The following is a 26,667-nucleotide window of genomic DNA, read 5'->3' as shown; positions in this document are numbered from 1 at the left end:
TTCAATAAAAAAATAATATTCAGTTACTATTCCCTTTATTATAAGGTATTGAAACCCAATTCGTAAAAAAGAAAAATTCCTATCCGACTACTTGCTTTTCACCCAAAGTATGTTATATTCGATTTCGGGTACAATCTTTAAAAGACATGAAAAATGAAACAAGCGATAAATGGAGTTGATATGCAGTGTTACACCAATTTTCACGAAACGAATTGGCAATAGGTAAAGAAGGTTTAGAAACCCTTAAAAATAGCACGGTTGCAGTTTTAGGTATTGGCGGGGTAGGTTCTTTCTCAGCAGAAGCGTTGGCGCGTTCCGGTGTAGGCCGTCTTATTTTAGTCGATAAAGATGATGTGGATATCACCAATGTAAACCGTCAGATTCATGCACTTATGTCCACAGTTGGTCAACCAAAAGCTGATCTGATGAAAGCACGTATCCAGGACATCAATCCTGACTGTGAAGTAATAGCACTTAAAATGTTCTACACAGAAGAGACGTACGAAGAATTCTTCAGCTACGGCCTAGATTATGTGATTGATGCTTCTGATACGATTTCCTATAAAATTCACTTAATGAAAGAGTGTCTAAAACGCAAGATACCAATGGTCTCCAGTATGGGAGCGGCAAACAAGATGGATCCAACCCGTTTCAAAATGGCGGATATCTCCAAGACGCATACAGATCCAATTGCAAAAGTCATCCGCACACGCCTTCGTAAAGAAGGGATACACCGTGGGATCAAAGTGGTATTTTCAGATGAAAGCCCAATCGTGATTCGTGAGGATGTTCGTAAAACGGTAGGAAATGATAATGCAGAAATTCGCAAAGCAAAAATGCCACCTTCCTCCAATGCATTTGTTCCATCTGTTGCGGGACTTATCCTTGGTGGATACGTAATCAATGACATATTGAAAGATGTAAAAATTCAACGTGTCGGTGGAAAGCAATAATAAAAGAAAGAAGGCCTCGTCAACTGATGACGAGGCCTTCTTTTCATTTTCACATCACTTCATCTTGCACGTTGTTGCCGGTCAATCTTCTTGCACGATCCATAATCTGGACAAGCATTTCATAGTCTTCGTTTATCGCAACTTGTTGTTCTTCTAAATTCTTAAGCTGCTTTTCAAGGGATTGGTTTTTCTGTTTCAGCAATTGATTCTCTTTTTGAAGTCTATCACTTTCCAACTGCAAGCGATAATCGGAATTCTGGTGTTGGTGAAAATTTTGTAAAAAATGAATGCAATCCTCAAGGGTAATGGAAGAAGATGCAGCCATAGTTGCTTGTTCTTTTCGCACTGGAAGCGGTGCGTATTCTTCGTCTTCTTCCATCTCATATTCAAATGATAGGCTGTCCTTTTCATTAGAATCTAATTTTGGTGCAGGCAGCCATTCCATTTCAATTGGTTGATTGGTAGCTTTCTTTTGTGTAACAGATTCGCTTTTTGGTTGTTGCTTTGCTAGCTTTTCTTGTGCTCGTTTTTTCTCTTTTCGTTGTTTCTTTGCTATAGCAACAGCAGGTTCATATTTTTTTCTGACTTCTGCATTCCATCTGAATCCACATGCGGCGGATGTTCGATTTAAGGCATCCCCGACTTCTTCAAAGGCTGCAAGTTGCGTACCACCATCTCTTATGTATCGTAAAACAGTCTCAGCAAGCAATAAATCATCTTCATGGGACCATGCATCTTGTCTTACTTTCATTATAATCCACTCCTTAAAACGGTCGTTTTCTACCATCTTTTCCAGAAAAGAAGAGGAATATACGGAAGTTTACTAGATTAACATAAAAAATAAGGGGAAAACGCGTCCCCCTTATCTTTTCTTCTTCGTTTTTTCATATATTTGCCCAAGGGCAGTTTCGAATTTGCTCGTGTCTTTTGGTTTGTAATAGGATTTATGTTTCAGTTTGTCCGGTAAGTATTGCTGAGCAACCCATCCGCTAGGGTAGTCATGCGGATATTTATATTCAACGCCTCGGCCAAGTGCGGCTGCCCCTTTATAATGTGCGTCCTTAAGATGGGCAGGAACTTCGCCAACTAGTCCTTTTCTAATGTCAGCCAAGGCTTCATCCAGCGCTTTATAAGCGGAGTTTGACTTAGGGGACAGGCAAAGTTCGATAACCGCATTTGCCAAAGGGATCCTTGCTTCTGGGAATCCAAGTCTTTCTGCCGCTTCAATTGCAGAGAGAGTTCGTGCTCCTGCTTGCGGATTGGCCAGGCTGATATCCTCATAAGCGATTACAAGCAGCCGTCTTCCTATGCTGACTAGGTCGCCAGCTTCAATCAAACGCCCTAAATAGTGAAGAGCTGCATCTACGTCACTGCCGCGAATGGACTTTTGAAACGCGGATAATACGTCATAATGCCCATCCCCATCCTTGTCATGATAGAAGCTTTTCTTTTGTAGACATTCTTCAGCCGTTTCAACCCCAATCATTATTTTTCCATCATCATCTGGAGTAGTGGAAAGTACGGCTAGCTCCAATGCATTTAACGCAGAGCGAACATCCCCGCCGCAACCATTTGCAAAATGCTCCAATGCACTGTCATCCAGTTCAACTTGATAGTCACCTAAACCGCGATCCTCGTCTTGCAGCGCTTGCGTGATGACTTGTTTGATTTCCGCTACAGACAAAGGATGCAGCTCGAAAATTTGGCATCTGCTACGAATGGCAGGGTTGATTGCATGATAAGGGTTGCTTGTAGTGGCTCCAATCAATACGATTCGTCCATTTTCAAGGTGAGGCAACAGAAAGTCCTGTTTCGCCTTATCAAGTCGGTGCACTTCATCCAAAATAAGAATGACCTTGCCTGACATTTTTGCTTCTTCTGCTACAATTTCCATGTCTTTTTTATTATGTACCACCGCATTTAATGTCCGGAATGCATATTGTGTACTGCCGGCAATAGCTGTGGCGATGGACGTTTTTCCTATTCCTGGTGGCCCGTAAAGAATCATAGAGGAGAGATGTTTTGCTTTTACCATTCGTTGAATGATTTTCCCTTCTCCTACAAGATGCTCCTGACCTACCATTTCATCTATGGTGCGAGGCCTCATCCGAAAGGCCAGTGGTTTATTGTTCATTTAAACACCTTCCTGCGTACAATGACATCTAGTGTCCCATACCCACTGTACCATAATTAGTATCATGCATTAAAACAAAACAGACAAAATGTAAATCCTTTGCAATTATGCTATAATAGGATAGATTTTAATAAGATACAGAAACAAGCAAAGACAGAAGGGTAGAGGCTGCATGCAAGGAGAGCGGAGTAAAGGCAGAAGGTTGTTTATGGCAAAATGGGCCATCTATTTTATCGGGCTGTTTATTATGGCCTTTGGAATTGTCTTAATGATACGTGCTGACTTGGGCAGTGCGCCATGGGATGTCTTTCACATTGGACTCTTCTACCAAATTGGACTCACGATTGGTACCTGGTCCATTATTGTGGGCTTTTTTATTTTGATGATTTCTACTATGATTACGAAAAAATTGCCTCCATTAGGAGCTTTTTTGAATATGCTGATGGTCGGAATCTTCATTGATTTGTATATGATGATCCCACAATTGCACACGCCAGAACTGTTTATCGGGAAGCTTGCCATGCTGTTATTAGGTGTAGTAGTAATCGGAATTGGAATTGGTGTCTACATTTCCTCCCGTTGTGGTGCAGGGCCAAGAGATAGTCTAATGATTGCATTGACGGAAGTGACAGGGTGGAAAGTGCAATATATTAGATTAGGAATGGAATTAGTAGTATTATGTTTAGGTTGGCTTTTAGGTGGACCTGTCTTTATCGGTACCATACTATTCAGTCTAACCATCGGAAGCATCGTCGGCCTGACGTTGCCTGCCTGTCAAAGGGCTACGGACTCATTACTTGATAAAATTCAACATAAAAAAGATAAAAAGGTAACTTTTCAAATATAGAAACTGAATAGAAAGAGTAGAGGTGTTCGGAGATGAAAATTTCAACCAAAGGACGTTACGGATTGACCATTATGATTGAACTTGCAAAAAATGTGGGAGAAGGTCCACTTTCGTTAAAAACGATTGCGCAAACGCATGACCTTTCGGAGCATTATTTGGAGCAATTAATTGCACCACTTCGTAACGCTGGACTTGTAAAAAGTATAAGAGGGGCGTATGGTGGTTATATTTTAGCTGATGAACCAACGAAAATTACGGCTGGAGATATTATTCGTGTCCTTGAAGGCCCAATTAGCCCGGTTGAAGTAATTGACGATGAAGAACCAGCGAAACGAGAGCTATGGATTCGGATCCGTGATGCGGTTAAAGACGTATTGGATAGTACAACACTTGATGATTTAGCCAATTATGAAGGCGGAGATCAAGAAGCATATATGTTCTACATCTAAGCAGTGGAACAGGGGAACATTAACTAGTAGGAAAGGAGGCGTCCTCATTGAAACAGATTTATTTAGACCATGCGGCAACCTCACCCATGCACCCAGCTGTCCTCGATAGTATGCTTCCTGTCATGAGAGAGGATTTCGGAAACCCTTCCAGTATCCATGGATTTGGAAGAAAAACAAGACATCTCGTTGATGAAGCAAGGCACGTTGCAGCCACTTCCATCGGTGCGAAAGAAACAGAAATCATTTTTACAAGTGGCGGAACAGAAGCGGATAACTTAGCCATTATCGGGGTTGCTCGAGCCAACAAAACGCGTGGTAATCATATCATTACAACCCAAATTGAACACCATGCGGTTCTTCATACATGTGAGCAATTAGAAAAAGAAGGCTTTGAAATAACGTATTTGCCTGTCGACCAACATGGACAGATAGAATTAGCTGATTTAAAAGCTGCACTTACCGACCAAACCATTCTTGTCACCATCATGTATGGAAATAATGAGGTAGGCACGGTTCAGCCTATTAACGAAATTGGCGATTTATTGAAGGAACATCAAGCTTATTTTCATACAGATGCTGTACAAGCTTTCGGACTTCTTCCTATCCATGTAAAAGAACAAGGCATTGATTTTCTTTCCATGTCCTCCCACAAAATAAACGGTCCTAAGGGAGTCGGCTTCTTATATGCAAGGTCTGGGACAACATTCTCCAACTTGACCTATGGTGGCGAACAAGAACGCAAACGACGAGCAGGCACCGAAAATGTTGCTGGAATCGTTGGATTGAAAACAGCGATTGAATTAAGTATGGAGCAAGCCAAAGAAAAAGTGGCTTTGTATAATAGCTTTAAAAAAACGATGCTACAAGTTTGGCGCGATGAAGATGTGTCTTTTGAAGTTAACAGCGGTTCAGAAGAAACTTTACCCCATGTGCTGAATGTATATTTTCCAGGGACCAATGTAGAGTCCTTATTGGTTAATATGGATTTGGCAGGTATTGCAGTGTCAAGCGGATCGGCATGCACCGCAGGGTCCATCGATCCGTCTCATGTCCTAGTAGCCATGTTCGGAAAAGACTCAGACAAAATTGCTTCCTCCATTCGATTCAGCTTTGGACTGGGAAACACAATCGAAGACATCACACAAGCTGCCAAAGAAACAGCCAAAGTAGTAAAACGGCTAACACGAAATAGTAGATAAGATCTCCCTGTAGATTGGAGTGCAAGGTGTGAGACTCCTAGGGGAGAAAACGGTAGGTTGAGACCCCGCAGGCGCAGCCGAGGAGGCTCAAGCACCGTCCCTAGGAAAGCGAACACCTGGAACGGAAATCTACAGAGGTAAACGGAATAAATAAATGAAATACGGGGTGATCAAGATGACAAAAGCACCAAAAGATACCCGTGTAGTAATAGGAATGTCAGGTGGAGTAGATTCATCCGTAGCCGCACTTCTTTTAAAAGAACAAGGCTACGATGTAATCGGCATTTTCATGAAAAACTGGGACGACACCGATGAATTCGGAGTTTGTACAGCAACAGAAGACTACAATGATGTCATCCGTGTCTGCAACCAAATCGGTATCCCTTATTACGCGGTAAATTTTGAAAAACAATACTGGGACAAAGTGTTCCAATATTTCTTAGATGAATACAAAGCAGGACGTACGCCAAATCCTGATGTAATGTGCAACAAAGAAATAAAATTCAAGGCTTTCCTTGAGCATGCATTGGACCTTGGAGCAGACTATTTGGCAACAGGCCACTATGCGCAAGTAGAATTCCGCGATGGCGAATACAAAATGCTTCGCGGCCTTGATGACAACAAAGATCAAACCTATTTCTTGAATCAATTGGGCCAAGAACAACTATCTAAAGTAATGTTCCCAATTGGCAATATCGAAAAATCTGAAGTGCGTGAAATTGCTAAACGTGCCAACTTAGCAACTGCAACGAAAAAAGACAGCACAGGTATCTGTTTTATCGGAGAACGCAATTTCAAAGAATTCCTAAGCGGTTACCTTCCAGCTCAACCTGGCAACATGTTGACAATGGACGGAGAAGTGAAAGGGAAGCACGATGGATTGATGTATTATACGATTGGACAGCGTCACGGTCTTGGGATCGGTGGAAGCGGGGATCCTTGGTTTGTTATCGGAAAAGATTTAGAAAAGAACGTCCTTTATGTAGGACAAAGCTTCCATAACGAATTGTTATATTCTGATTCCATCACTGCTACCGATATCAGCTGGGTGTCTGACAACCCACCGGCAGATGGTACAGAGTGCACGGCTAAATTCCGTTATCGTCAAGCAGATAACAAAGTGACGATTCAGCATTTAGAAGATAATAAAGTGAAGGTTATCTTTGATGAGCCGGTTCGAGCGATCACTCCTGGACAAGCAGTTGTCTTTTATAATGGTGATGAATGCCTTGGTGGGGGAACGATTGATCATGTGTTCAAAAACAATGAAAAACTTTGGTATGTAGGATAAAAGAGAAAACCTCGATTCCATAAGGAATGGAGGTTTTCTCTATGATATACTAAAAAGACTGAGAAAATAGATGAGGTGTACGTACAATGAAAGATAATAATGCATTAGGTATTCAATACCTTCAAGAAGGAAAATACGAAGAGGCACTTACAGCTTTTTCGAAAGAGATTGAAGAGAATCCGGATAATGCGGTAGCATATGTGAATTTTGGAAATGTATTAAGTGCTGTTGGTGAACTTGAGAAAGCAATGAAGTTTTTTGAACGAGCTTTGGAAAAAGACGATTCAATCGGAACTGCTCATTATGGGCTTGGAAATGTCTATTATCAGCTTGAAAAATGGAATGAAGCAAAAGATCAGTTTGAACTTGCGATGAAGAAAGGTGTAAATGACAGTGATATCTTCTTTATGCTTGGAATGACTTTATTGCAGTTTGAACAGCCGAAGCTTGCTCTGCCATATTTTCAACGTGCTGTAGAATTAAAACCTGAAGATGCGGAGGCAAGATTTCAATACGGACTTTGCTTAGCAGGCCAAGGCCTGATTAAAGAAGCAACAATGGAGTTTGAAAAGGTAGTGGATGCAGATCCAATGCACGCGGATGCTTATTACAACTTGGGTGTTGCTTATGCTTACCAAGAAAACAGGGAAAAAGCGTTGGAGAATCTGGATAAAGCATTGGACGTACAAGCAGATCACATGCTGGCTGCACATGCGAAAAAAATTCTCACAGAAGAAAACTAGGGAACGGAGGGAAATCCCATGAAGGACCAAAAGCAGCAATCCTCCCTCGATTTGTTCGAGGAACATGAAAAATTTATTAAAGGATCGCATCTCGTCACCATCTTCCATAATGAATCTAATATGTATTCAGTGGTGCGGATCAGAGTGGTAGAGACGAATGTTGCGTATAAAGAAAAAGAAGCGGTCGTCACTGGTTATTTCCCTCGCATTCATGAAGACGAGACATACATATTTTTTGGACAAATGAAGGAACATCCCAGGTTTGGGCTTCAATTTCATGTAGAGCACTTTCGTAAGGACATTCCACAAACAAGACACGGTATTGTCCAGTATCTTTCAAGTGATCTGTTTTCAGGCATCGGGAGGAAGACGGCGGAGAAAATTGCAGATGCGCTTGGGGAAAACGCCATTTCAAAAATACTTGAAAATCCTTCTGTACTTGATTCCATTCCAAAGCTTGCCGGTGATAAAGCAAAACTTCTTTACGACACATTGATGGAACATCAAGGGTTGGAACAGGTCATGATTGCCCTGTCCCAGTTTGGTTTTGGCCCGCAATTGTCCATGAAAATTTATCAGGCCTATAAGGATCAAACGCTTGAAACATTGCAGAAGAACCCTTACGAGCTTGTGGAAACAGTAGAGGGTATTGGTTTTGCCAGAGCAGATGAACTTGGAAATCACTTCGGCATATCAGGAAATCATCCAGATCGCATCAGGGCCGGCTGTTTGTATATGCTTGAACAGCATTCCATGCAGGAAGGTCACTGTTACGTGCATGAGGCTCAGCTTACGGAAGCGGTCGTCAGACTTTTAAATGAAAAGCAGCATGGCCTTGTCGCAGAGTCTGACATTTCTCGGGAAATTATGCAACTGACCGAAGAAGGAAAGCTTAAAGCGGAAGAAGGAAAAGTGTATTTACCAAGTCTATATTTTTCTGAGCAAGGAGTGGTTACAAATATAAAAAGGGTGCTCGAGCAAACCCAATATGCCGACCAGTTTCCTGAGTCAGAGTTCTTGCTTGCATTGGGTGAATTAGAAGACAGATTAAAGGTTCAGTATGCTCCTTCGCAAAAAGAAGCCATTCAGCAAGCATTAATGACACCCATGCTTCTTTTGACAGGTGGACCAGGGACAGGTAAAACAACCGTTATCAAGGGAATCGTAGAACTGTACGCAGACCTTCATGGTTGTTCATTGGAACCTAATGATTACAGCAAGGATGATCCATTTCCAATTATGCTTGTCGCCCCAACAGGCCGTGCTGCCAAACGCATGAGCGAAGCAACTGGGCTTCCTTCGTTAACTATACATAGGCTACTCGGTTGGAATGGCTCGGAAGGATTTCAACATGACGAAGAAAATCCTATATCAGGAAAGCTACTCATTGTGGATGAAGTGTCAATGGTGGATATTTGGCTTGCCAATCAACTGTTTAAATCGCTTCCTGAGGATATACAGGTCGTATTGGTTGGAGATGAAGATCAGCTACCATCCGTTGGTCCCGGACAAGTATTAAAAGATTTACTCGCATCTAAAGTGATCCCTACCGTTCAACTGACTGACATCTACAGACAGGCAGATGGTTCCTCAATTATTGAGCTAGCCCATGACATGAAAGACGGTATAGTGCCTGCAGACATTTCATCTGGGCAGAAAGACCGCTCTTTTATAAAATGTGGACAGTCACAAATATTAGATGTTGTAAAAAAAGTATGTGCAAACGCTCAAAACAAGGGCTATACGGCACGTGATATACAGGTGCTTGCCCCTATGTATAGAGGAACTGCCGGTATAGATAAACTAAATGAAATGCTTCAGGAGCTTTTTAATCCCAAAAGTGAACAACGGCGAGAATTGAGTTTCGGGAATGTGGTATACCGAACGGGTGATAAAGTGCTGCAGCTTGTCAATCAACCAGAAAGTAATGTATTCAATGGGGACATTGGTGAAGTGGTATCCATCTTCTATGCAAAAGAAAATACGGAAAAACAAGACATGGTCATTGTCTCCTTTGATGGCAATGAAGTGACTTACACTAAACAAGATCTCGGACAAATAACTCATGCTTATTGTTGTTCCATACATAAGTCCCAAGGAAGTGAATTCCCGATTGTCGTATTGCCTGTAGTGAAAAGTTATTACCGAATGTTACGACGGAATCTACTCTATACAGCCGTTACACGTGCTAAGCGTTTTTTAATTCTTTGTGGCGAGGAAGAAGCATTAAAGCTTGGCGTGCAACGTGCAGATGAAATGGCAAGACAAACATCTCTAAAAGAAAGGCTTCAAATGAAACAGTCCGAAGCTTTACCAGACGAAGAAGTCCTTGATCCCGTTCTACAAGAGGTCCCTTTTTGGAGAGATGCCAACATTGGCATGGAAAATGTCAGTCCATATGATTTTATGGATGAAGATTAGTCTGGAAAAAATGGGTGAAAACAAAGGGGAAAGAAGCTTGTCCACCTATGGGCAAGCTTCTTTGGGGTTCTTAGAGTTAATCTTCTTGTTTGATTTCTGCAGCTGTGAAGGTGATAGGACCGTATACAAAAACATTCAAGTCTTCAGAAAACTGTCCTTTTTGAGCTGTCAGATAATAAGTCACATCTTTTGCATCACCAGGAATTACATCCACGAACTGAGAAACTGATTCTGTTGCGTCAGCGTTACCTTCCGCGTCAATTTCTACAATGCTTTGATAAATAAGATTCCCAGGAGAGATGTTGCCACGATAAATTCTGGTTATTAAATCTGCGAATTCAGGCGAGTTATTGTTCACGTGGTAAAGTCCATTCAGCCATACGACATTTCCTTTTTCGACATCTTTTAGAGTGGCAGTTGCAATGACTTGTGGTTGTGTGCTTAGTGAGAAGTTTAGAGGTAACGTTAATGGTGTAATGGGATCGAATGTTTCATAAGCAAATTCCACAAATTTTGCGCGATCTTTCTTACGGTCTTTTTTGTCATGTTTCTCACAATGGTCTTTTCTGTCATGCTTCTTACAATGATCTTTTTTATCATACTTATAGTCGTATTCTGCTGCGTCATCTTCAATAGCCATTCTGTGTTCACTCATATAGTAATAATATTTTGGCATTCATTTTCACCTCCTTATAATGAATTCTATACATACTATTCGAAGTGCGAAATACTGCTTGGTCAAAGGTGGAGAAATTTGGCCTGTTTTTGTATTGAAACACCTATTTTAAAATGGAAAACCTTTCGCCGTATCAGGAGAACCAATCAGACAAAAGCTAGTAATGTTCGAAAAGAGGTGGATTCTTTGAGAACATTTTCTCGAGTGATTGGGATGCTAATTTACGATATGGCATCAGGGAACAAGATAGGCCGAGTGAAGGATCTTTGCATCGAAGAACCAGGGCGCATCAAAGGGCTAATCATCGATGGAAAAGGCATATTCCATCGTGCGAAGTTTCTACCCTTTCCATACATTCAATCCTTTGGTGATGAAGGGATCATGGTGGGAGAGCATGCTCTTACCCCAATTACCAAAAAAGACGGACAAGTGTATTATCATCATTTTCACGGTATAAAAGGGAAATCTTTTATAACGGGAGAAGGCGATAAGCTTGGGCTGTTGGATGATGTATATTTCGAGGAGGAAACGGGCACAATCGTAGGATATGAGGTAACAGACGGTTTTTTTGCAGATTTGTCGGAAGGAAAGAAAATTGTAAAGAATCCTTCTGATCTTGTCATTGGAAAAGATACCGTCGTCGTTTCTGTACTATCCTAACGCGAGGTGTCAATGATGGTCCTTTGTTGTCCTAATTGCAAAAGTAAAGATATCGGTAAAATCGGTGTGAATCAGTATTATTGTTGGGGTTGTTTTATTGAGCTATCCGTATCCAAAGGAATGGTCCATACTCATCAGGTGGAAGAGGATGGGACGTTAAGTTCTTTGGATGATTTATTTCATGAAGACGATCGACAAATTAGTATGTAACTAAAACTTGGGAGTGAGTCGCATGAACAGAGCTATGACATCCTTGTTAATGATTGGCCTTGGAGCCGCTGCCACTCGACTAAGCCGAAATAATGATGTGCAAAACTTCTTGGGAGATATGACTTCCAAACGTAATATGAAGAAGATGAGAAAGCGAGCTAAGCGATTGTTTTCATAATGTGAACCCGTTCCTTTTACAGGAGCGGGTTTTTTCATTGTATAGCAGCAAATTACAATATAATCGAATTGCGGTATAAACGTTAGGTATTTCTAGATTGTCGTGATGAAGACCTCATCGAATAGAAAAAAAGAGAAGAGAGGTCCTCATAGAGGTGATGAAGACCTCATCGAATAGAAAAAAAGAGAAGAGAGGTCCTCATAGAGATGATGAAGACCTCATCAACGAGAAAAAAAGAGAAGAGAGGTCCTCATAGAGGTGATGAAGACCTCATCAACGAGATAAAAAAGAAGATAGAGGTCCTCATAGAGGTGATGAAGACCTCATCAACGAGAAAAAAAGAGAAGAGAGGTCCTCATAGAGGTGATGAAAACCTCATCGACGAGAAAAAAAGAGAAGAGAGGTCCTCATAGAGGTGATGAAGACCTCATCAACGAGAAAAAAAGAGAAGAGAGGTCCTCATAGAGGTGATGAAGACCTCATTGAAGAGAAAAAAGGAAAAGAGAATTCTTCTCCGCCGATAAAAAACCATAAAGCATGATAGAACGTAAAGACAAGATTAGGCCAATATTTCAAGCATTTGAGACCCTGTTTCCACTTCGGCATTTACCTTAGGTTAGATGCTTATTAGCGTTTAAAAGCATTGATTACCGTTCAAGACGCTTCTGCGGGCAAGTCTGGTCCGTGAGCCATCTCTCTCGGCTTTGCACCACATGTCCCTTCCTCCCGTGGGCGCCTCCACTCCTCCACTCCAATCAACAAGGTTCCTGTCATTTTACATTGTGGACAGTCCTACCCTTGTATCATTTGACATTATGTATAGTGAAATAGAATCTTAAAGACAGTAAAATATACATAAAGTTCTAATTATTCTAATAATTTATTTTTTGCATGCAATCATCAAAAGGAGGTTCATATATGTCCGACAAAGTGATGATAGGTTTGATTCAAGCTTCCAATGATGTGGATGGCTCAGAGGCTGTGGAAGTACATAAAAAAGCAGCCATTGAAAAGCACATTAAACTTGTAAGGGAAGCGAAAGCAAAAGGTGCTCAAATTATCTGCCTTCAGGAAATCTTCTACGGTCCATACTTTTGCAGTGAACAGAATGCTAAGTGGTACGAGGCTGCGGAAGAAATTCCCAATGGTCCGACCACAAAACTATTCCAAGACCTTGCTAAAGAGCTTGGGGTAGTCATTGTACTTCCCATTTATGAAAGAGAAGGCATCGCGACGTACTACAATACCGCAGCTGTTATTGATGCGGACGGCAAATATCTCGGAAAATACCGCAAACAACATATTCCTCAAGTTGGGGTAGGAGATCAAGGACATGGTTTCTGGGAGAAATTTTATTTTAAACCAGGGAATCTTGGTTATCCGATTTTTGATACAGCATATGCCAAAGTTGGTGTGTACATATGCTATGACCGACATTTTCCTGAAGGTGCAAGACTGCTTGGTTTGAAAGGTGCTGAGATTGTCTTTAATCCGTCCGCTACAGTGGCTGGATTATCAGAATATTTGTGGAAGCTTGAACAACCAGCACATGCAGTAGCAAATGGCTATTATGTCGGTGCCATCAACAGGGTTGGGGTGGAAGGTCCATGGAAAATGGGCGAATTTTATGGACAGTCTTATTTAGTTGATCCACGAGGGTCGTTTGTATCCATTGGAAGCAGGGATCAAGATGAAGTTATCATAGGTGAAATGAATAAAAAATTAATCCGTGAAGTGAGAGATGTGTGGCAATTTTACCGTGACAGACGACCGGAGACATATGAAGAAATGACCGCACTTTTGCCGTAAAGGACAAGAGGTAATTCATTCGCAGTTTGTGAACCTGATTCCAGTATTTAATATTGGGCACATCCGTCGATATGGATTACCTTTTTTTCTTGCGAGAAATGGATAAAGGGGAGTGGGTATGTGAAAGGGGCCATGAAACGAATTGATTTAGAAGATTTAACGGTTAATTTTATGGAAGCAAAACCGGGTTTGACAGATAGGGAGGCACTAGAAGAGGCCAACCGTTGTTTATATTGCTACGATGCACCATGTATTGTAGCGTGCCCGACAAGTATTGATATCCCTTCTTTTATAAAAAAAATTGCTTCCGGTAATTTAAAAGGTTCAGCTAAAACCATTATGAGTGCCAACCCTGTCGGAGCAAGTTGTTCGAGGGTTTGTCCGACAGAGGAACTTTGTGAAGGGGCATGCGTTCTAAATCACCATACAAAACCGATAATCATTGGCGATCTTCAGCGTTATGCAACTGATTGGGCCATTAGAAATGAGCAAGTTCTTTTCCAAAAAGGAAAATCCAATGGAAAAAAAGTAGCGATTGTCGGAGGTGGACCAGCTGGGCTTTCTGCAGCTCGCGAATTGGCTTTACTTGGATTCCAAGTCACTGTTTTTGAAGCAGAGCAAGAAGCCGGCGGACTGAATACGTATGGCATAGTCTCCTTCCGTTTGCCTAAAAGTATTTCCTATTGGGAGGTTGAACAGGTAAAAAGCTTGGATGTGGAGATTCGTACCAATACACGAGTCGGAGTGGACATTTCAGTAAAAGAAATTCTGACTCATTATGATGGTGTTATTTTAGCAATTGGCATGGCCAGTGTTCCGATGCTAGGCATTGACGGAGAAGATCTGAATGGAGTATATGATGCCATTGACTTTGTAAAAGAAACAAAGACCAATAGCATTACAGATAAATTCAAAGGAAAAAATGTCGTGGTCATTGGAGCAGGAAATACTGCCATTGACGGTGCTACCTGTTCCGTTAGGCTTGGAGCAGAAAATGTGAAAATATTGTACCGACGAACACAGGAAGAAATGACTGCCTATGATTTTGAATATGAGTTTGCAAAGCAGGATGGTGTAGAATTCCGTTGGCTTACAGCACCTAATAAAATTATCGGAAACGAAAGAGGGGAAGTCACCGCCATTGAATGTATAAGGATGGAACTCGGTGCACCAGGTGCTGATGGAAGAAGAAGGCCTGTGAAAGTGGAAGGCTCCGAATTTACACTGCAAGTAGACGCTGTCATCAAGGCAATCGGTCAGACAAGATATACAAGTCAAATTGAAGAATTTGGTCTCACTCACGACGATGGAGTTGTGAAAATTGATAAGCATACCCATCAAACCTCCAATGAAAAAGTATTCGCCTGTGGTGATGTCGTGTTCGGTAAGGGTCAAGGGGAGGCCATGGTAGTAACTGCTGCGGAACAAGGAAAACTTACCGCATATGCACTGTATGAAAAACTGGTAAAAAACAAGGTGGAGACGGCCTAAATAAGGATAAGAGGGGGGAAAGCATTTGGCAGATCTATCAATAAATTTGGCAGGCATTAAAGCACCTAACCCATTCTGGCTTGCTTCTGCACCGCCAACTAATTCTGGTTATCAGGTACAGCGTGCTTTTGAAGCAGGGTGGGGAGGCGCTGTGTGGAAAACGCTTGGCGATCCAATCATCAATGTGTCGTCACGATTTGCAGCGGTAAGTTTTAATGGACAGAGAGTAGCTGGGTTCAACAATATTGAACTTATTACCGACAGACCTTTGGAAGTGAACTTAAGAGAAATCGAGGAAACAAAAAAGAAGTATCCAGATCGAGCGGTCGTTGCCTCTTTGATGGTAGAACCAAAACAGGAAAAATGGCATGAAATTGTGAAAAAGGTGGAAGCGGTAGGTGTGGATGGACTTGAGTTGAACTTTGGCTGTCCGCACGGAATGGCGGAACGGGGAATGGGTTCTGCATCAGGTCAGGTTCCGGAACTTGTGGAAAAGCAAACGTATTGGGCTAAAGAAGCGGCAAATACTCCTGTCATCGTTAAATTGACCCCAAATATCACAGACATTACGGTGACGGCAGAGGCAGCAGTCAGAGGGGGAGCGGATGCTGTCAGTATGATCAATACGATAAACAGCCTCGCTGGTGTGGACATTGATAGCTGGAACACGATACCGCACGTAGGCGGGAAAGGTGCCCATGGTGGATATTGTGGACCTGCTGTAAAACCGATAGCCCTTAATATGGTGGGAGAATGTGCAAGAAATCCAAGAATAAATGTACCTATTTCCGGAATGGGCGGTGTCTCTAATTGGCAAAATGCCGTGGAGTTCATGTTAATGGGTGCAACAGGTGTTCAGATCTGTACCGCAGCCATGCATCATGGTTTCCGAATTGTAGAAGACATGCTGGATGGACTGAACAATTACTTAGATGAAAAAGGAATTGCGAGGGTCATGGACCTTGTAGGGAAATCTGTACCGAAATATTCGGATTGGGGCAACCTTGATTTAAACTACAAAATCGTAGCAAGAATCAATCAGGATACCTGTATTAACTGCAATAAATGTCATATTGCCTGTGAGGATACTTCCCATCAGTGTATTGATATGCTGAAAGATTCTTCAGGAAAACCATACTTACAGGTAAGAGAAGAAGATTGTGTTGGATGTAATCTGTGTTCTATTGTCTGTCCGGTGGATGATGCAATCACTATGGTGGAGCTTCCGCATGAACAGCCACCGATGACATGGAATGACAGGCAGTCTGCTCTTGGTTTATTGAAACAATGTGAAGTGGATACGGTTAAATAAGGGGGAATGGAACAAATGGCAGCGAAAAAATTAATAAAGAACGGAATTATTGTTACAGCAAGCGATCAGTATGAAGCGGACATCTTAATTGACGGAGAAACAATCTCTTCCATCGGGTTCAACCTTTCCTCGGCAGATGCGGAAGTGATTGATGCAAAAGGCTGTTATATCTTCCCTGGTGCAATTGACCCGCATACCCATTTGGATATGCCGTTCGGAGGCACTGTAACAAAGGATGATTTTGAAAGTGGAACAATGGCGGCAGCTTTTGGAGGAACGACATCCATCATTGATTTCTGTCTGACAGAAAAGGGCCGGCCGCTTCAAGATGCTATTAAAACTTGGCATGACAAATCAAAGGATAAAGCAGTGATTGACTACAGCTTCCATTTAATGATTGGTGAAATGAACGAAACGGTCTTGAAGGAGCTTCCACAAGTAATTGAGAAAGAAGGCATTACATCTTTTAAAGTATTTATGGCCTATAAAAACGTATTCCAAGCAGATGATGCAACTCTCTTCCATACCTTAAAGGCAGCAAAGGATCTCGGTGCACTAGTCATGGTTCATGCTGAAAACGGAGATGTCATTGATTATTTAACTAAGGAAGCATTGGAAAATGGGAATACAGACCCAATCTACCATGCCCTAACAAGGCCTCCAGAAGTGGAAGGAGAAGCCACTGGAAGGGCTGCACAACTAACTTCTCTAGCGGATTCTCAGCTTTATGTCGTTCATGTGTCCTGTGCGGAAGCAGTAGAAAAAATTGCTGAAGCAAGAAACAAAGGGGTGGAAATTTGGGGAGAGACCTGTCCGCAATACCTGGCTCTTGATAAAACCTATTTAGAAAAACCGAATTTTGAAGGCGCAAAATATGTCTGGTCCCCGCCATTGCGTGATAAATGGCATCAAGAAGTATTATGGAATGCCTTAAAAAGCGGACAGCTTCAGACACTTGGCTCTGATCAATGTTCTTTTGACTTTGAAGGTCAAAAAACCCTTGGAAAAGGTGACTTTACCAAAATACCAAATGGTGGGCCAATGATTGAAGACCGAGTCAGCATATTGTTTTCAGAAGGTGTGAAAAAAGGGCGGATATCTATCAATCAGTTCGTCGACATTGTTTCCACAAGAGTCGCAAAGCTGTTTGGAATGTTTCCTAAAAAAGGAACCATATCTGTTGGAGCTGATGCAGATATCGTCATTTTCGATCCGAACCATGAAAGGGTAATATCAGCTTCTACCCACCATATGGCCGTTGATTACAATGCGTTTGAAGGAATGAAAATAACCGGTGAACCTGTTTCTGTCTTGGTGCGAGGTGACTTTGTCGTCCGCGATAAGCAATTTGTCGGTAAAGCAGGAAACGGGCAGTATATTAAACGCAACAAATATGGAGCAACATCCCAACTAAAACAAAACCAGACATTGTCCATCTAACCCAACAAACCTAACAATTCTATTCAATCAACCTCCGTATGCTTGACCTACAAAATCACCCTAGGTCAAGCATTTGTTATATCAAAAATAAGCGTTATTCCCTTGCAGTTCGAAGTGCTGGGTGAGAGACTCCAGCGGGAGGTAAAGGTAGGTTGAGTCCCTTGAAGCGTTGGAAAGGCGACCGGAAAATTGAAATCTCATGTACTAAAAAGTTTCTAGCTGTTGATTGGAGCAAAAGGCGAAGACTCCTAAGGGGGATAGCGGTAGCTTGAGACCCCGCAGCGGAGCGAGGAGGCTCAAGCACCGCCCCTAGGAAAGCGAAGCCATTTGCGGAAATCAACAGCGGAGTCAAACAACATCTTAAGTCCAAGACTTTTTAGTGGCTTCTATCAAAGTGTGAGGCTCAAGAACACGCTCCGCTGAAAGCGTTGACCCGGAACGGAGATCTGCAAGAGTTGCTAGATTCCATAAATATTAAAATGGGGTGTTGTGATGAAAAAGAATGAAAGTTACCTAAAATCACCAGACCTGCTGCCAATTTCTCACTCAAACAGAAAAATCGGCACACTAGGCTTTGCAGTCATGTGGGTCGGCATGGCAGTAGTACTTGCAGCTTTTGCAATCGGAGGAGCAGGCGTGCAAAGCTTATCCCTCGGTTGGGTCATACTTGCTACCATCATAGGTAGTATAGCTATTGGTTTGTTCATGACCATTACAGGAGACATAGGAATTGAACACGGACTCTCATTCCCGGTCTATATGAGGGCCCCATTCGGAACGATAGGTACACATATCCCTTCCATCATCCGTGGTTTGGCGGCATCTTTCTGGTTTGGTATTAACACCTATTTCGGTGCCACAGCCATGAATGCCATACTTTTTACCCTGACAGGCTTTGATAACTGGTTTGTGTGCTTTCTCATTTTTGCAGCTGTTCAACTACTTAATACCGCTCTTGGCATTAAAGCGGTTGAGCGTTTCGCTGATCTTGCGGCACCTATCATTATCATCATATCTGCATGGATGTACACTACGCTTTCTGACAGAGCGTTAGAACAAGGCAGGGAAGTTTGGTCTTGGATTGAAAGTCCAGTAACAGGTGGTGCTGCAGTAACGGCTTTCCTGATTGTCATATTCAGTAACATGGGATTTTGGGCAACATTGGCAGCGGATATCCCATCCATCTCACGTTTCATTAAAGCACCTAAGTATGAACGTAACTGGTTAAAACGGAACAAATCCAGCATTGTTGGAAGCGTCATTGCATTGCCTATTACTCAGACTTTCATGGTAGCCATCGGCGGAGTTTCTTATATTGCCGTATCAAACTATGATCCTGTTGTCGCATTGCAGGAGGCAGCAAGCGGTATTGTTTTAGGTGTTCTTTTATTAATGATTATTTTCGCCCAATGGTCTACCAATGCGTCAGCCAACCTTATTCCGGCTGCCACCATTTTTTCCAATGTTGGAGGTCCTAAGGTTCCGTTCTGGGCTGGAGTTGTCATTGCAGGGATCGTAGGTTCTGTTGTACAACCGTGGAACTTGTTTGGAATATTAATTCCAGTTTTATTGATTGTCGGTGGAATTCTATCTGCCATTGTGGGGATTTTGTTTGCAGATTACTATCTATTGAGGAAACGTCGAGTGAATGTTCATGACCTTTACGAAAATGATGGCCAGTTCAAATATTCAAAGGGCTTTAATTTAGCAGGATTTATCTCTTGGTTTGTAGGAGGAGCGGCGGCATATTATCTTGCAAACTACTCTTTCATCGTCGGCTTTATTGTAGGTGGAGGGTTATATTACATCCTGGCAAAATATTGGTACTTTAAAAAGTATCAGCAGGCAGAAATAGAAGACCCAGATGATGAGAAGTATCTCGGTATTACAGTTGGAAGAGACTGGGTGATTGTAGAAGAAACGGATGCTTTTGAGGAACCTAAAGAGCTTTCGAGCTAATTAGAAAGGAGGAATATATGTTGAGTGATTATCAACAATATATAGCAGAAAAAGAAAAGTTAGACTTTTTCATCAATAAAGGGTTTCGTATTAAAGATGTAGAAGAGAACTTAGAAGGGTCCTTTCTTGTTCTGGAACGACACGATGGCAAGAAAGAAATTTTCCATGAAGAGACCCTGCACATTAAACATGCAGATTCAAGGAAGTACTTTGCCTCCCTTTTGATCAAGCAACAGCAACGGCAAGAAAATTAACGAAATCTTCATAGTTTGAATTTACTAGGAATAAAATTTGGTAAACTGCATCGTGAAAGGAGAATTCTATGGAATATCAACTGAAATGCAAAGAAAGCGCCTACCCTTGTGAAGTAACAATTGATGAGGATAACAACAGGTTTACTATTCGTAAAGCAGATTCAAGTGGAGAGTTCTTTAATTCGCCTGAAGAACTGGTAAATTGGATTTTAGAAAACTGGGATTCAAGCGATTTCAACGATGAAGGAGAGTTTCAGGAAATGGTCCAAGAAATACAGCTCTATTTTCCAATCAATAATTAAGTAAAAACAGATGACATGTTGATAGTTACTCAACATGTCATCTTTTGTGTATTTTTGTCAGAATATTTAATTAAATTATAACTCTGCTTACGTTATAATAAAGGTATCGTTTTAGGACCTAGTCATACATAATTGGATCATCTATCTTGAACAAAGAGGTGAATACATGAAAACCATGTTGTCTCTACAGGAGATCATGAAGCGGAAACAATTTGAAACATCCGAAGTAGTAGCAGGAAAACAAGGTATACACCGCCAAGTAAAATGGGTACATGTTGTGGAAATAACCAATATTGAAAAGCTGTTGAATGGACAAGAACTTATTTTATCGACCGGTGTATCTTTTGGAAATAATACCGAGAAATTCAAGTCGTTTGTCCAGCAACTCATAAACTGTCAGGCTGCAGGATTATGTATTGAAAAAGGTACCTATATCCCCTCCATCCCACGGGAAATCATTGATCTAGCTAATGCCAGAGCATTCCCTCTCATCCTCTTTCATCAGGAAGTGTCATTTGTAGATATTACACAAGATATTCATTCTGTGTTGATTAACCAACAATATCAAATGATTTCTCAACTAGAAAGCTACTCTCAAACGTTAAACAAGAAACTGTTGACCATTACCCACGAATTTGAAATACTTCACTATCTTCAAGAACACTTGGAAACTCAAATTATTTACGAAAATAAAACAGGAGAGAGGGTCTTTATCCCTGACGTTCCTATTCACGAGCGGAAAAAAATTATCTGTTCAATGAAATCTGATTCATTTAAAGAAAAATATTTAATGGAGCCTGTTCAGGTACTGGATAAGCAACATGGTGTCATTCATATTTTTTCCCAAGAACGCATACTGAGCGAGTTTGATCATTTACTTTTAGATCGAACGATAACTGCGCTAGCTCAGCATATTTTAAGAGGGTTGTATGTGGAAGAGAAAAGGAGACTAGAAGAAAGCGAGTGGATTCGCAGCTGGCTTGAAGGTGGTCAGCACAAAGAATCCATTCGGGACTTCCTTGGTCGTAATGATGCGGTGTTTCATAAAGGTGGTGTGGTTCTTCTTTGTAAAAAGAAAAACCAGCAGGCCCCTGCTCTTGATAAAACCTATCTTACCCTGTTATTTCGCTCCATTTTTGAACAACAGGGTTTCTCCGTATTCTTTACTGAGATGAAAAATACGTTAACGGTTATTCTCATTAACAGAAGGGAGGAACGAGGCTGGAAGGATAGATTAGCAGAAGGAGTCGCAAACATTAACAGCAAACAAAAAGACAACAAAGGAAATTATTCACTCCGTTTTGCTGTAGGGAAATATGTGTGGCCACTTGATCAGCTTTCCAAAAGTTATCAGTCTTCCTGGGAGGCGATGCAAATTCAGGAACAACTGCTAAAGGAAGAATATTTCTCTTTTTTTGAGGACCTTCACATTTACCGCTTGATCTCGTTTATGCAAAAACATCATGATCTTCGTGATTTCGTGATGGAATATTTGGAGCCTGTCATTGTCTACGACCAAAAACATAACGGAAAGCTTCTAGAAACATTAAAAATCTATCTCTCCTGCAATGGTTCTAAAAAAGAGACGGCAAGTAAGCTTTATATTGTTAGGCAGACTCTCTATCACCGGATTCAAAAATTGGAAAGCTTACTGGGGGAAGACTTCATGATTTCTGAAAAAAGACTTGTGATTGAATTTATGGTTATGGTGTATGAATATCTGAATACGACCAATTCGTATTTGGACGGAGATAGTAAAACGTATAGTCTTTAAAATGCTGACAAAGTTGGTTTCCTAAGGGGGCCAACTTTTTTTCTGGCAAAATGTCAGGAGGGAAACCTTATCCATTTTACATTTTGTCTAATGAAAGCCTTGCTATTTTGTCAGATAATAGTCATAAGTTCTATTTTTCTATTAAAGGATGAGGAGGACAAAGCATGACAATTACTTCAAAAGACACAAGGGTATTGCAAAATTTCATAGATGGAAAATGGGTGGATTCCAAAGGTTCGGAACAGATGGAAGTCATCAACCCGGCTACAAAGGAATGTTTAGCAAAGGTACCGATTTCAACCAAAGAAGATGTAGCGGAGGCAGTCAAGGCAGCCAAAACAGCTTTTAAAACATGGAAAGATATGCCCGTGCCTAAACGTGCACGCATTATGTATGCCTACCATCACCTATTAACAAAAAATCATGACGAACTCGCAAAGCTGATTGTACTTGAAAACGGAAAAGCTTTTAAGGAAGCGCATGGTGAAGTCCAAAGAGGGTTAGAGTGTGTAGAGTTTGCAGCAGGTGCTCCAACATTGATGATGGGAGAAACCTTATCAAACATAGCGGAAGATATTGATTCTAGTATGTATAGATATCCACTTGGAGTGGTTGGGGGGATTACTCCCTTTAACTTCCCAATGATGGTTCCACTTTGGATGTTCCCACTGGCAATCGCATGCGGAAATACGTTTGTCCTAAAGCCTTCTGAACGGACGCCTATGCTTGCCAATCGTTTGGTTGAGCTGTTTACCGAAGCAGGAGCGCCGGACGGGGTTTTGAACATTGTCCACGGTGCACATGATGTGGTTAATGGTTTGCTAAATCATGAGGATGTTAAAGCAATATCCTTTGTCGGTTCTCAGCCTGTTGCAAAATATGTGTATGAGACTGCCGCGAAAAATGGCAAGCGGGTTCAGGCACTATCTGGTGCGAAGAACCACCATGTCGTGATGCCGGATGCCAATATAGAAAAAGCTGCGCAGCATATTTTGACATCTGCTTTTGGAAGTGCGGGGCAGCGCTGCATGGCATGCAGTGCCGTTGTAGTAGTTGGAAATAACGATCAATTTGTTGAAGAACTGAAAAACAAAGCAAACTCCCTCACTATCGGAAACGGCATGGATGAAGAAGTTTTATTGACGCCTGTTATTAGAGAAAGTCATAGAGAAAAAGTACTTGGCTACATCAAACAGGGAGTTTCTGAGGGTGCGTCTCTAATCCGAGATGGTCGAAAAGAAATGGACGAAATGACAGAAGGCCATTATCTTGGGCCATCCATTTTTGATCATGTTACCCCTGAAATGACGATTGCAAAAGAAGAAATTTTTGCACCGGTCCTAAGTCTTTTGCGGGCAAAAGACCTTGATGAAGCCTTGTCCCATATCGAGAAATCACGATTCGGTAATGGAGCCACCATCTATACAAAAGACGCCAAGGCAGTGAGACAGTTCAGAGAAGAAGCAGATGCAGGAATGATCGGTGTCAACGTAGGGGTACCTGCAACGATGGCATTTTTCCCATTCTCCGGCTGGAAAGATTCTTTTTACGGCGACCTTCACGTAAACGGAAAAGACGGAGTCAATTTCTTCACCCGCAAAAAAATGATCACATCAAGATTCGATTTTTAAAATAAGGTATAGAGTATAGAAAAGTTTACTAGCTGGTGATTGGAGCAAAAGGCGAAGACTCCTGAGGGAGTTAGTGCTAGGTGGAGACCCCGCAGGCTTGCCGAGGAGGCTCCAGCAGCACCCCTAGGAAAGCGAAGCCATTTGCGGAAATCACCAGCGGTGTTTTAAAGATTCCTTAGTGTGAATAGTTAGCAATGCTCCTCATACAGAAAGGGTGTTTCCGTTGGCTAAAATAAATCAAACCCAAGAACAAAACTTATTGGTTCAAGATGACCGCTATCTATGGCATTCTATGAAACCTTACAATCCCTCCTCCACCATGGTAATAAAAGAAGCAAAAGGTGTTTGGATAACCGATATAGAAGGTAACCAATATTTAGATGGTATGTCAGGGCTCTGGTGTGTCAACGTCGGCTACGGCAGAACAGAACTTGCAGAAGCCGCGTACGAACAGCTGAAAGAACTGGCTTATTTTCCACTAACACAAAGTCACGTCCCAGCCATTAAACTTGCCGAAAAGCTAAACGAATGGCTTGGAGAAGAATATGTCATTTTCTTTTCCAACAGTGGATCGGAAGCGAATGAAACCGCCTTTAAGATTGCAAGGCAGTATCATGCTCAGCGAGGCGAAAGTAACCGGTATAAAATTGTCTCCAGATACCGTTCCTATCATGGAAACACGATGGGGTCCCTAGCAGCAACAGGCCAGGCTCAACGGAAATATAAATATGAACCACTCGCACCAGGGTTTGTACACATCCCACCACCTGACACATATAGGATGGAAGATGCACAAACAGAAGATCCTATGCAGATGAGATGCGTGAAAGATGTGGATCAAGTGATGACATGGGAACTCAGTGAAACCATTGCAGCGATGATCATGGAACCAATCATTACAGGTGGAGGGATTCTTACTCCGCCGGACAACTACATGGGAGCAGTCTCTGAATTATGTAAAAAGCATGGTGCCCTCTTAATAGTAGATGAAGTGATCTGCGGTTTTGGGAGAACGGGGAAGCCATTTGGGTTCATGAATTATGGGGTGAAACCTGACATCATCACCATGGCTAAAGGGATTACAAGTGCTTATCTGCCACTCTCAGCCACTGCAGTTAAAAAAGAAATCTACGACCAATTCAAAGGATCTGAGGAGTACGACTACTTGCGTCATGTTAATACGTTTGGCGGAAGTCCTGCGTCATGTGCCTTGGCATTGAAAAACCTTGAAATAATGGAGAATGAAAAGCTGATAGAACGCTCTGCAGAAAAAGGGGCAGTGTTAATAAGTGAACTAAAATCCCGTCTATCAGATCATCCGTCTGTTGGGGATGTTCGAGGAAAGGGGCTTCTAGTAGGATTGGAACTTGTTAAAAACAAGGAAACAAAAGAGCCGATTGAATTAGATAAAATAAACGGTGTCATTGCCTCATGTAAAAAGAAAGGCTTGATTGTCGGGAAGAACGGAGCGACTGTCGCAGGATTTAATAATGTTCTTACTCTGTCACCACCATTGTCCATAAGTGATGAAGACCTGCAATTTATCATCAAAACAGTGGTCGACTCCATTTCAGAGTTGTAGTAAAAGGCTTGTATAAATAGTGATAACTAAATAGAGAATAACGAGTAGGAGGCGTTTCTCTTGGAAAATCAGAAGAAATGGCTGTTACGCCTAGGTACACTTCTACTCGTTATGATTATTTTGTATGTGTTTATGAAACTGAGTCCATTGTGGGCGCCCATTTTAAGGGTTTTGTTTATTATTAGTATCCCATTTTTCATCAGCATTTTCATTACATACCTGTTACACCCAGTTGTAGAATACACACACAACCGAGGGATGCCTAGACCAATAGCTATTCTCATCATCTATCTCTTATTTTTTGGTGGAATCGGTCTCATAGGCTACAAAGGGATACCAGTTATTATTGATCAACTTTGGGAGCTGTCAGATAACTTTCCCCGATTAGCCCAGACATATAGCGGTTGGATCAAGCAGATTCATAGTTCTACATCTGGTTGGCCGGACGGAATACACGATAGGGTGGATCAGACCTTTAGTGAATTTGAAGCAATGCTTTCCAATCTCCTGACAAAAGTTGTAGCCGGATTAAAAGGGTTGTTGAACTCCTTTTTTATTTTGATAGTCATTCCTTTTATCGTGTTTTACCTATTAAAGGACTATGATCAGGTAAAAAAAACGGTCTGGTATTTGACGCCCCGAAAATGGAGGGAGCCCGGAATCGCCTTCTTAAAGGACGTAGACATCTCACTGGGTAGTTATATACGAGGACAGTTGACGGTTTGTTTGATAATAGGCATATTGGCAACCGCTAGCCTCTGGTTGGCTGGCATGAAATATCCACTTGTACTCGGTGTAATTATTGGAATTACGAACATCATTCCTTATTTTGGCCCAATAATCGGAGCCTTTCCGGCAGTAATCATCGCTGCGACGGTTTCTGTTAAGATGGTCTTTCTAGTCATCATCATCATATTTGGTCTGCAGTTTATAGAGGGGAATATCCTCTCCCCATTAATTGTGGGGAAAAGTCTCCATATTCACCCTGTATTCATCATTTTGGCGCTATTGATTGGCGGAGAGGTGGCAGGGGTGGTAGGTTTGATTTTGGCAGTACCTGTATTCGCTGTGATGAAAGTTACTCTAACTCATCTTACCGCTCATTTCATCAAACATTGACAACGGTCTTTCTGTTGAATATAATCGAAGCATAACTAGCTACATAAACCAATTCAAAGAAGGATCTAAGTACATTACAGACCATCCTGAAAAGAGAGGAATTCCAAGGCTGAAAGAATTCCAGGGTGAAGGGTAATAGAAAGCTAATCCGGAGAGCAGGGTAAAATCCTGCCGGCTTGCACCGTTAAAGCAATCTGAGAGATGACAGAACTCTGTCATAATCAGGGTGGTAC

General features: G+C 41.7%; 25 protein-coding genes and 1 other annotated feature (1 of these 26 only partly in view). Of the genes, 22 read left to right on the top strand and 3 right to left on the bottom strand.

What is annotated here, in order from left to right; translation table 11 throughout:
- The first annotated feature begins 185 nt into the window (after positions 1 to 185).
- Positions 186 to 953, top strand: coding sequence for a tRNA threonylcarbamoyladenosine dehydratase (locus FZC76_RS08115; RefSeq protein WP_060665145.1), 768 nt, complete (start codon positions 186 to 188; stop codon positions 951 to 953).
- 49 nt (positions 954 to 1,002) lie between these two features.
- Here FZC76_RS08115 and FZC76_RS08110 read toward each other — a convergent pair whose 3' ends face one another.
- Entirely contained in the window at positions 1,003 to 1,704 is a 702-nt protein-coding gene (locus FZC76_RS08110) for an RsfA family transcriptional regulator (protein ID WP_148987736.1), read from the bottom strand.
- A 111-nt stretch (positions 1,705 to 1,815) separates the two neighbouring features.
- Positions 1,816 to 3,087: a replication-associated recombination protein A gene (locus FZC76_RS08105; RefSeq protein WP_148987735.1), complete on the bottom strand. Its 1,272-nt coding sequence runs from the start codon at positions 3,085 to 3,087 to the stop codon at positions 1,816 to 1,818.
- Positions 3,088 to 3,295: 208 nt separating this feature from the next.
- Here FZC76_RS08105 and FZC76_RS08100 point away from each other — a divergent pair, with 208 nt between their 5' ends.
- From FZC76_RS08100 to recD2, 6 genes are all read left to right on the top strand, one after another.
- Positions 3,296 to 3,934 (top strand): YczE/YyaS/YitT family protein, encoded by a 639-nt coding sequence (locus FZC76_RS08100; protein ID WP_262372494.1) that lies wholly within the window; start codon positions 3,296 to 3,298, stop codon positions 3,932 to 3,934.
- A 32-nt stretch (positions 3,935 to 3,966) separates the two neighbouring features.
- Positions 3,967 to 4,383, top strand: coding sequence for a cysteine metabolism transcriptional regulator CymR (cymR, locus tag FZC76_RS08095; protein ID WP_047969452.1), 417 nt, complete (start codon positions 3,967 to 3,969; stop codon positions 4,381 to 4,383).
- Positions 4,384 to 4,430: 47 nt separating this feature from the next.
- Entirely contained in the window at positions 4,431 to 5,582 is a 1,152-nt protein-coding gene (locus FZC76_RS08090; RefSeq protein ID WP_148987733.1) for a cysteine desulfurase family protein, read from the top strand.
- Between the two features lie 175 nt (positions 5,583 to 5,757).
- The gene (gene mnmA, locus FZC76_RS08085) at positions 5,758 to 6,873 is read left to right on the top strand and encodes a tRNA 2-thiouridine(34) synthase MnmA (protein ID WP_148987732.1); all 1,116 of its coding nucleotides are present in this window, start codon (positions 5,758 to 5,760) and stop codon (positions 6,871 to 6,873) included.
- Positions 6,874 to 6,959: 86 nt separating this feature from the next.
- A complete protein-coding gene (locus FZC76_RS08080) occupies positions 6,960 to 7,616 on the top strand; it encodes a tetratricopeptide repeat protein (protein ID WP_148987731.1) in 657 nt (218 codons plus the stop codon).
- Positions 7,617 to 7,634: 18 nt separating this feature from the next.
- Positions 7,635 to 10,037, top strand: coding sequence for an SF1B family DNA helicase RecD2 (gene recD2, locus FZC76_RS08075; RefSeq protein ID WP_148987730.1), 2,403 nt, complete (start codon positions 7,635 to 7,637; stop codon positions 10,035 to 10,037).
- Between the two features lie 76 nt (positions 10,038 to 10,113).
- Here the strand turns inward: recD2 and FZC76_RS08070 are convergent, their stop codons facing one another.
- A complete protein-coding gene (locus FZC76_RS08070; RefSeq protein ID WP_187441993.1) occupies positions 10,114 to 10,713 on the bottom strand; it encodes a hypothetical protein in 600 nt (199 codons plus the stop codon).
- A 186-nt stretch (positions 10,714 to 10,899) separates the two neighbouring features.
- On the opposite strand from FZC76_RS08070, the gene FZC76_RS22955 reads away from it, so the two are divergent.
- The 15 genes from FZC76_RS22955 to FZC76_RS07995 all read left to right on the top strand — a co-directional run bounded on the left by FZC76_RS22955 (position 10,900) and on the right by FZC76_RS07995 (position 26,434).
- A complete protein-coding gene (locus FZC76_RS22955) occupies positions 10,900 to 11,373 on the top strand; it encodes a PRC-barrel domain-containing protein (protein ID WP_187441992.1) in 474 nt (157 codons plus the stop codon).
- A gap of 15 nt (positions 11,374 to 11,388) precedes the next feature.
- Positions 11,389 to 11,583 (top strand): hypothetical protein, encoded by a 195-nt coding sequence (locus FZC76_RS08060; protein WP_047969446.1) that lies wholly within the window; start codon positions 11,389 to 11,391, stop codon positions 11,581 to 11,583.
- 22 nt (positions 11,584 to 11,605) lie between these two features.
- Positions 11,606 to 11,761, top strand: a complete 156-nt coding sequence (locus tag FZC76_RS08055; RefSeq protein WP_148987727.1) for a YrzQ family protein — start codon at positions 11,606 to 11,608, stop codon at positions 11,759 to 11,761.
- Between the two features lie 206 nt (positions 11,762 to 11,967).
- The gene (locus FZC76_RS08050; protein ID WP_148987726.1) at positions 11,968 to 12,174 is read left to right on the top strand and encodes a hypothetical protein; all 207 of its coding nucleotides are present in this window, start codon (positions 11,968 to 11,970) and stop codon (positions 12,172 to 12,174) included.
- A 505-nt stretch (positions 12,175 to 12,679) separates the two neighbouring features.
- Positions 12,680 to 13,570: a nitrilase-related carbon-nitrogen hydrolase gene (locus FZC76_RS08045; RefSeq protein ID WP_148987725.1), complete on the top strand. Its 891-nt coding sequence runs from the start codon at positions 12,680 to 12,682 to the stop codon at positions 13,568 to 13,570.
- Between the two features lie 132 nt (positions 13,571 to 13,702).
- Positions 13,703 to 15,061, top strand: a complete 1,359-nt coding sequence (locus FZC76_RS08040; RefSeq protein WP_148988028.1) for an NAD(P)-dependent oxidoreductase — start codon at positions 13,703 to 13,705, stop codon at positions 15,059 to 15,061.
- 25 nt (positions 15,062 to 15,086) lie between these two features.
- Positions 15,087 to 16,373, top strand: a complete 1,287-nt coding sequence (preA, locus tag FZC76_RS08035) for an NAD-dependent dihydropyrimidine dehydrogenase subunit PreA (protein WP_148987724.1) — start codon at positions 15,087 to 15,089, stop codon at positions 16,371 to 16,373.
- A 15-nt stretch (positions 16,374 to 16,388) separates the two neighbouring features.
- Entirely contained in the window at positions 16,389 to 17,813 is a 1,425-nt protein-coding gene (hydA, locus tag FZC76_RS08030; protein WP_148987723.1) for a dihydropyrimidinase, read from the top strand.
- Between the two features lie 492 nt (positions 17,814 to 18,305).
- Entirely contained in the window at positions 18,306 to 19,772 is a 1,467-nt protein-coding gene (locus FZC76_RS08025) for an NCS1 family transporter (RefSeq protein ID WP_148987722.1), read from the top strand.
- Positions 19,773 to 19,789: 17 nt separating this feature from the next.
- Positions 19,790 to 20,026 carry a hypothetical protein gene (locus tag FZC76_RS08020; RefSeq protein WP_262372493.1) on the top strand — a complete coding sequence of 79 codons (237 nt, stop codon included), beginning with the start codon at positions 19,790 to 19,792 and terminating at the stop codon, positions 20,024 to 20,026.
- A 68-nt stretch (positions 20,027 to 20,094) separates the two neighbouring features.
- A complete protein-coding gene (locus FZC76_RS08015; protein WP_010196066.1) occupies positions 20,095 to 20,328 on the top strand; it encodes a hypothetical protein in 234 nt (77 codons plus the stop codon).
- A gap of 166 nt (positions 20,329 to 20,494) precedes the next feature.
- Positions 20,495 to 22,102, top strand: a complete 1,608-nt coding sequence (locus FZC76_RS08010) for a PucR family transcriptional regulator (protein WP_148987721.1) — start codon at positions 20,495 to 20,497, stop codon at positions 22,100 to 22,102.
- Between the two features lie 164 nt (positions 22,103 to 22,266).
- Positions 22,267 to 23,733 (top strand): CoA-acylating methylmalonate-semialdehyde dehydrogenase, encoded by a 1,467-nt coding sequence (locus FZC76_RS08005; RefSeq protein ID WP_148987720.1) that lies wholly within the window; start codon positions 22,267 to 22,269, stop codon positions 23,731 to 23,733.
- A 223-nt stretch (positions 23,734 to 23,956) separates the two neighbouring features.
- Entirely contained in the window at positions 23,957 to 25,315 is a 1,359-nt protein-coding gene (locus tag FZC76_RS08000; protein WP_187441991.1) for an aspartate aminotransferase family protein, read from the top strand.
- A 60-nt stretch (positions 25,316 to 25,375) separates the two neighbouring features.
- The gene (locus tag FZC76_RS07995) at positions 25,376 to 26,434 is read left to right on the top strand and encodes an AI-2E family transporter (RefSeq protein WP_262372492.1); all 1,059 of its coding nucleotides are present in this window, start codon (positions 25,376 to 25,378) and stop codon (positions 26,432 to 26,434) included.
- Positions 26,435 to 26,481: 47 nt separating this feature from the next.
- Positions 26,482 to 26,667, top strand: a binding site (T-box leader) (it continues 24 nt past the right edge of the window).

Source organism: Sutcliffiella horikoshii (assembly GCF_008180725.1).
GTDB classification, from domain to species: domain Bacteria; phylum Bacillota; class Bacilli; order Bacillales; family Bacillaceae_I; genus Sutcliffiella_A; species Sutcliffiella_A horikoshii_B.
The sequence above is the reverse complement of the archived record's forward strand: the minus strand, read 5'-3'. Positions and strand labels throughout refer to the sequence as shown.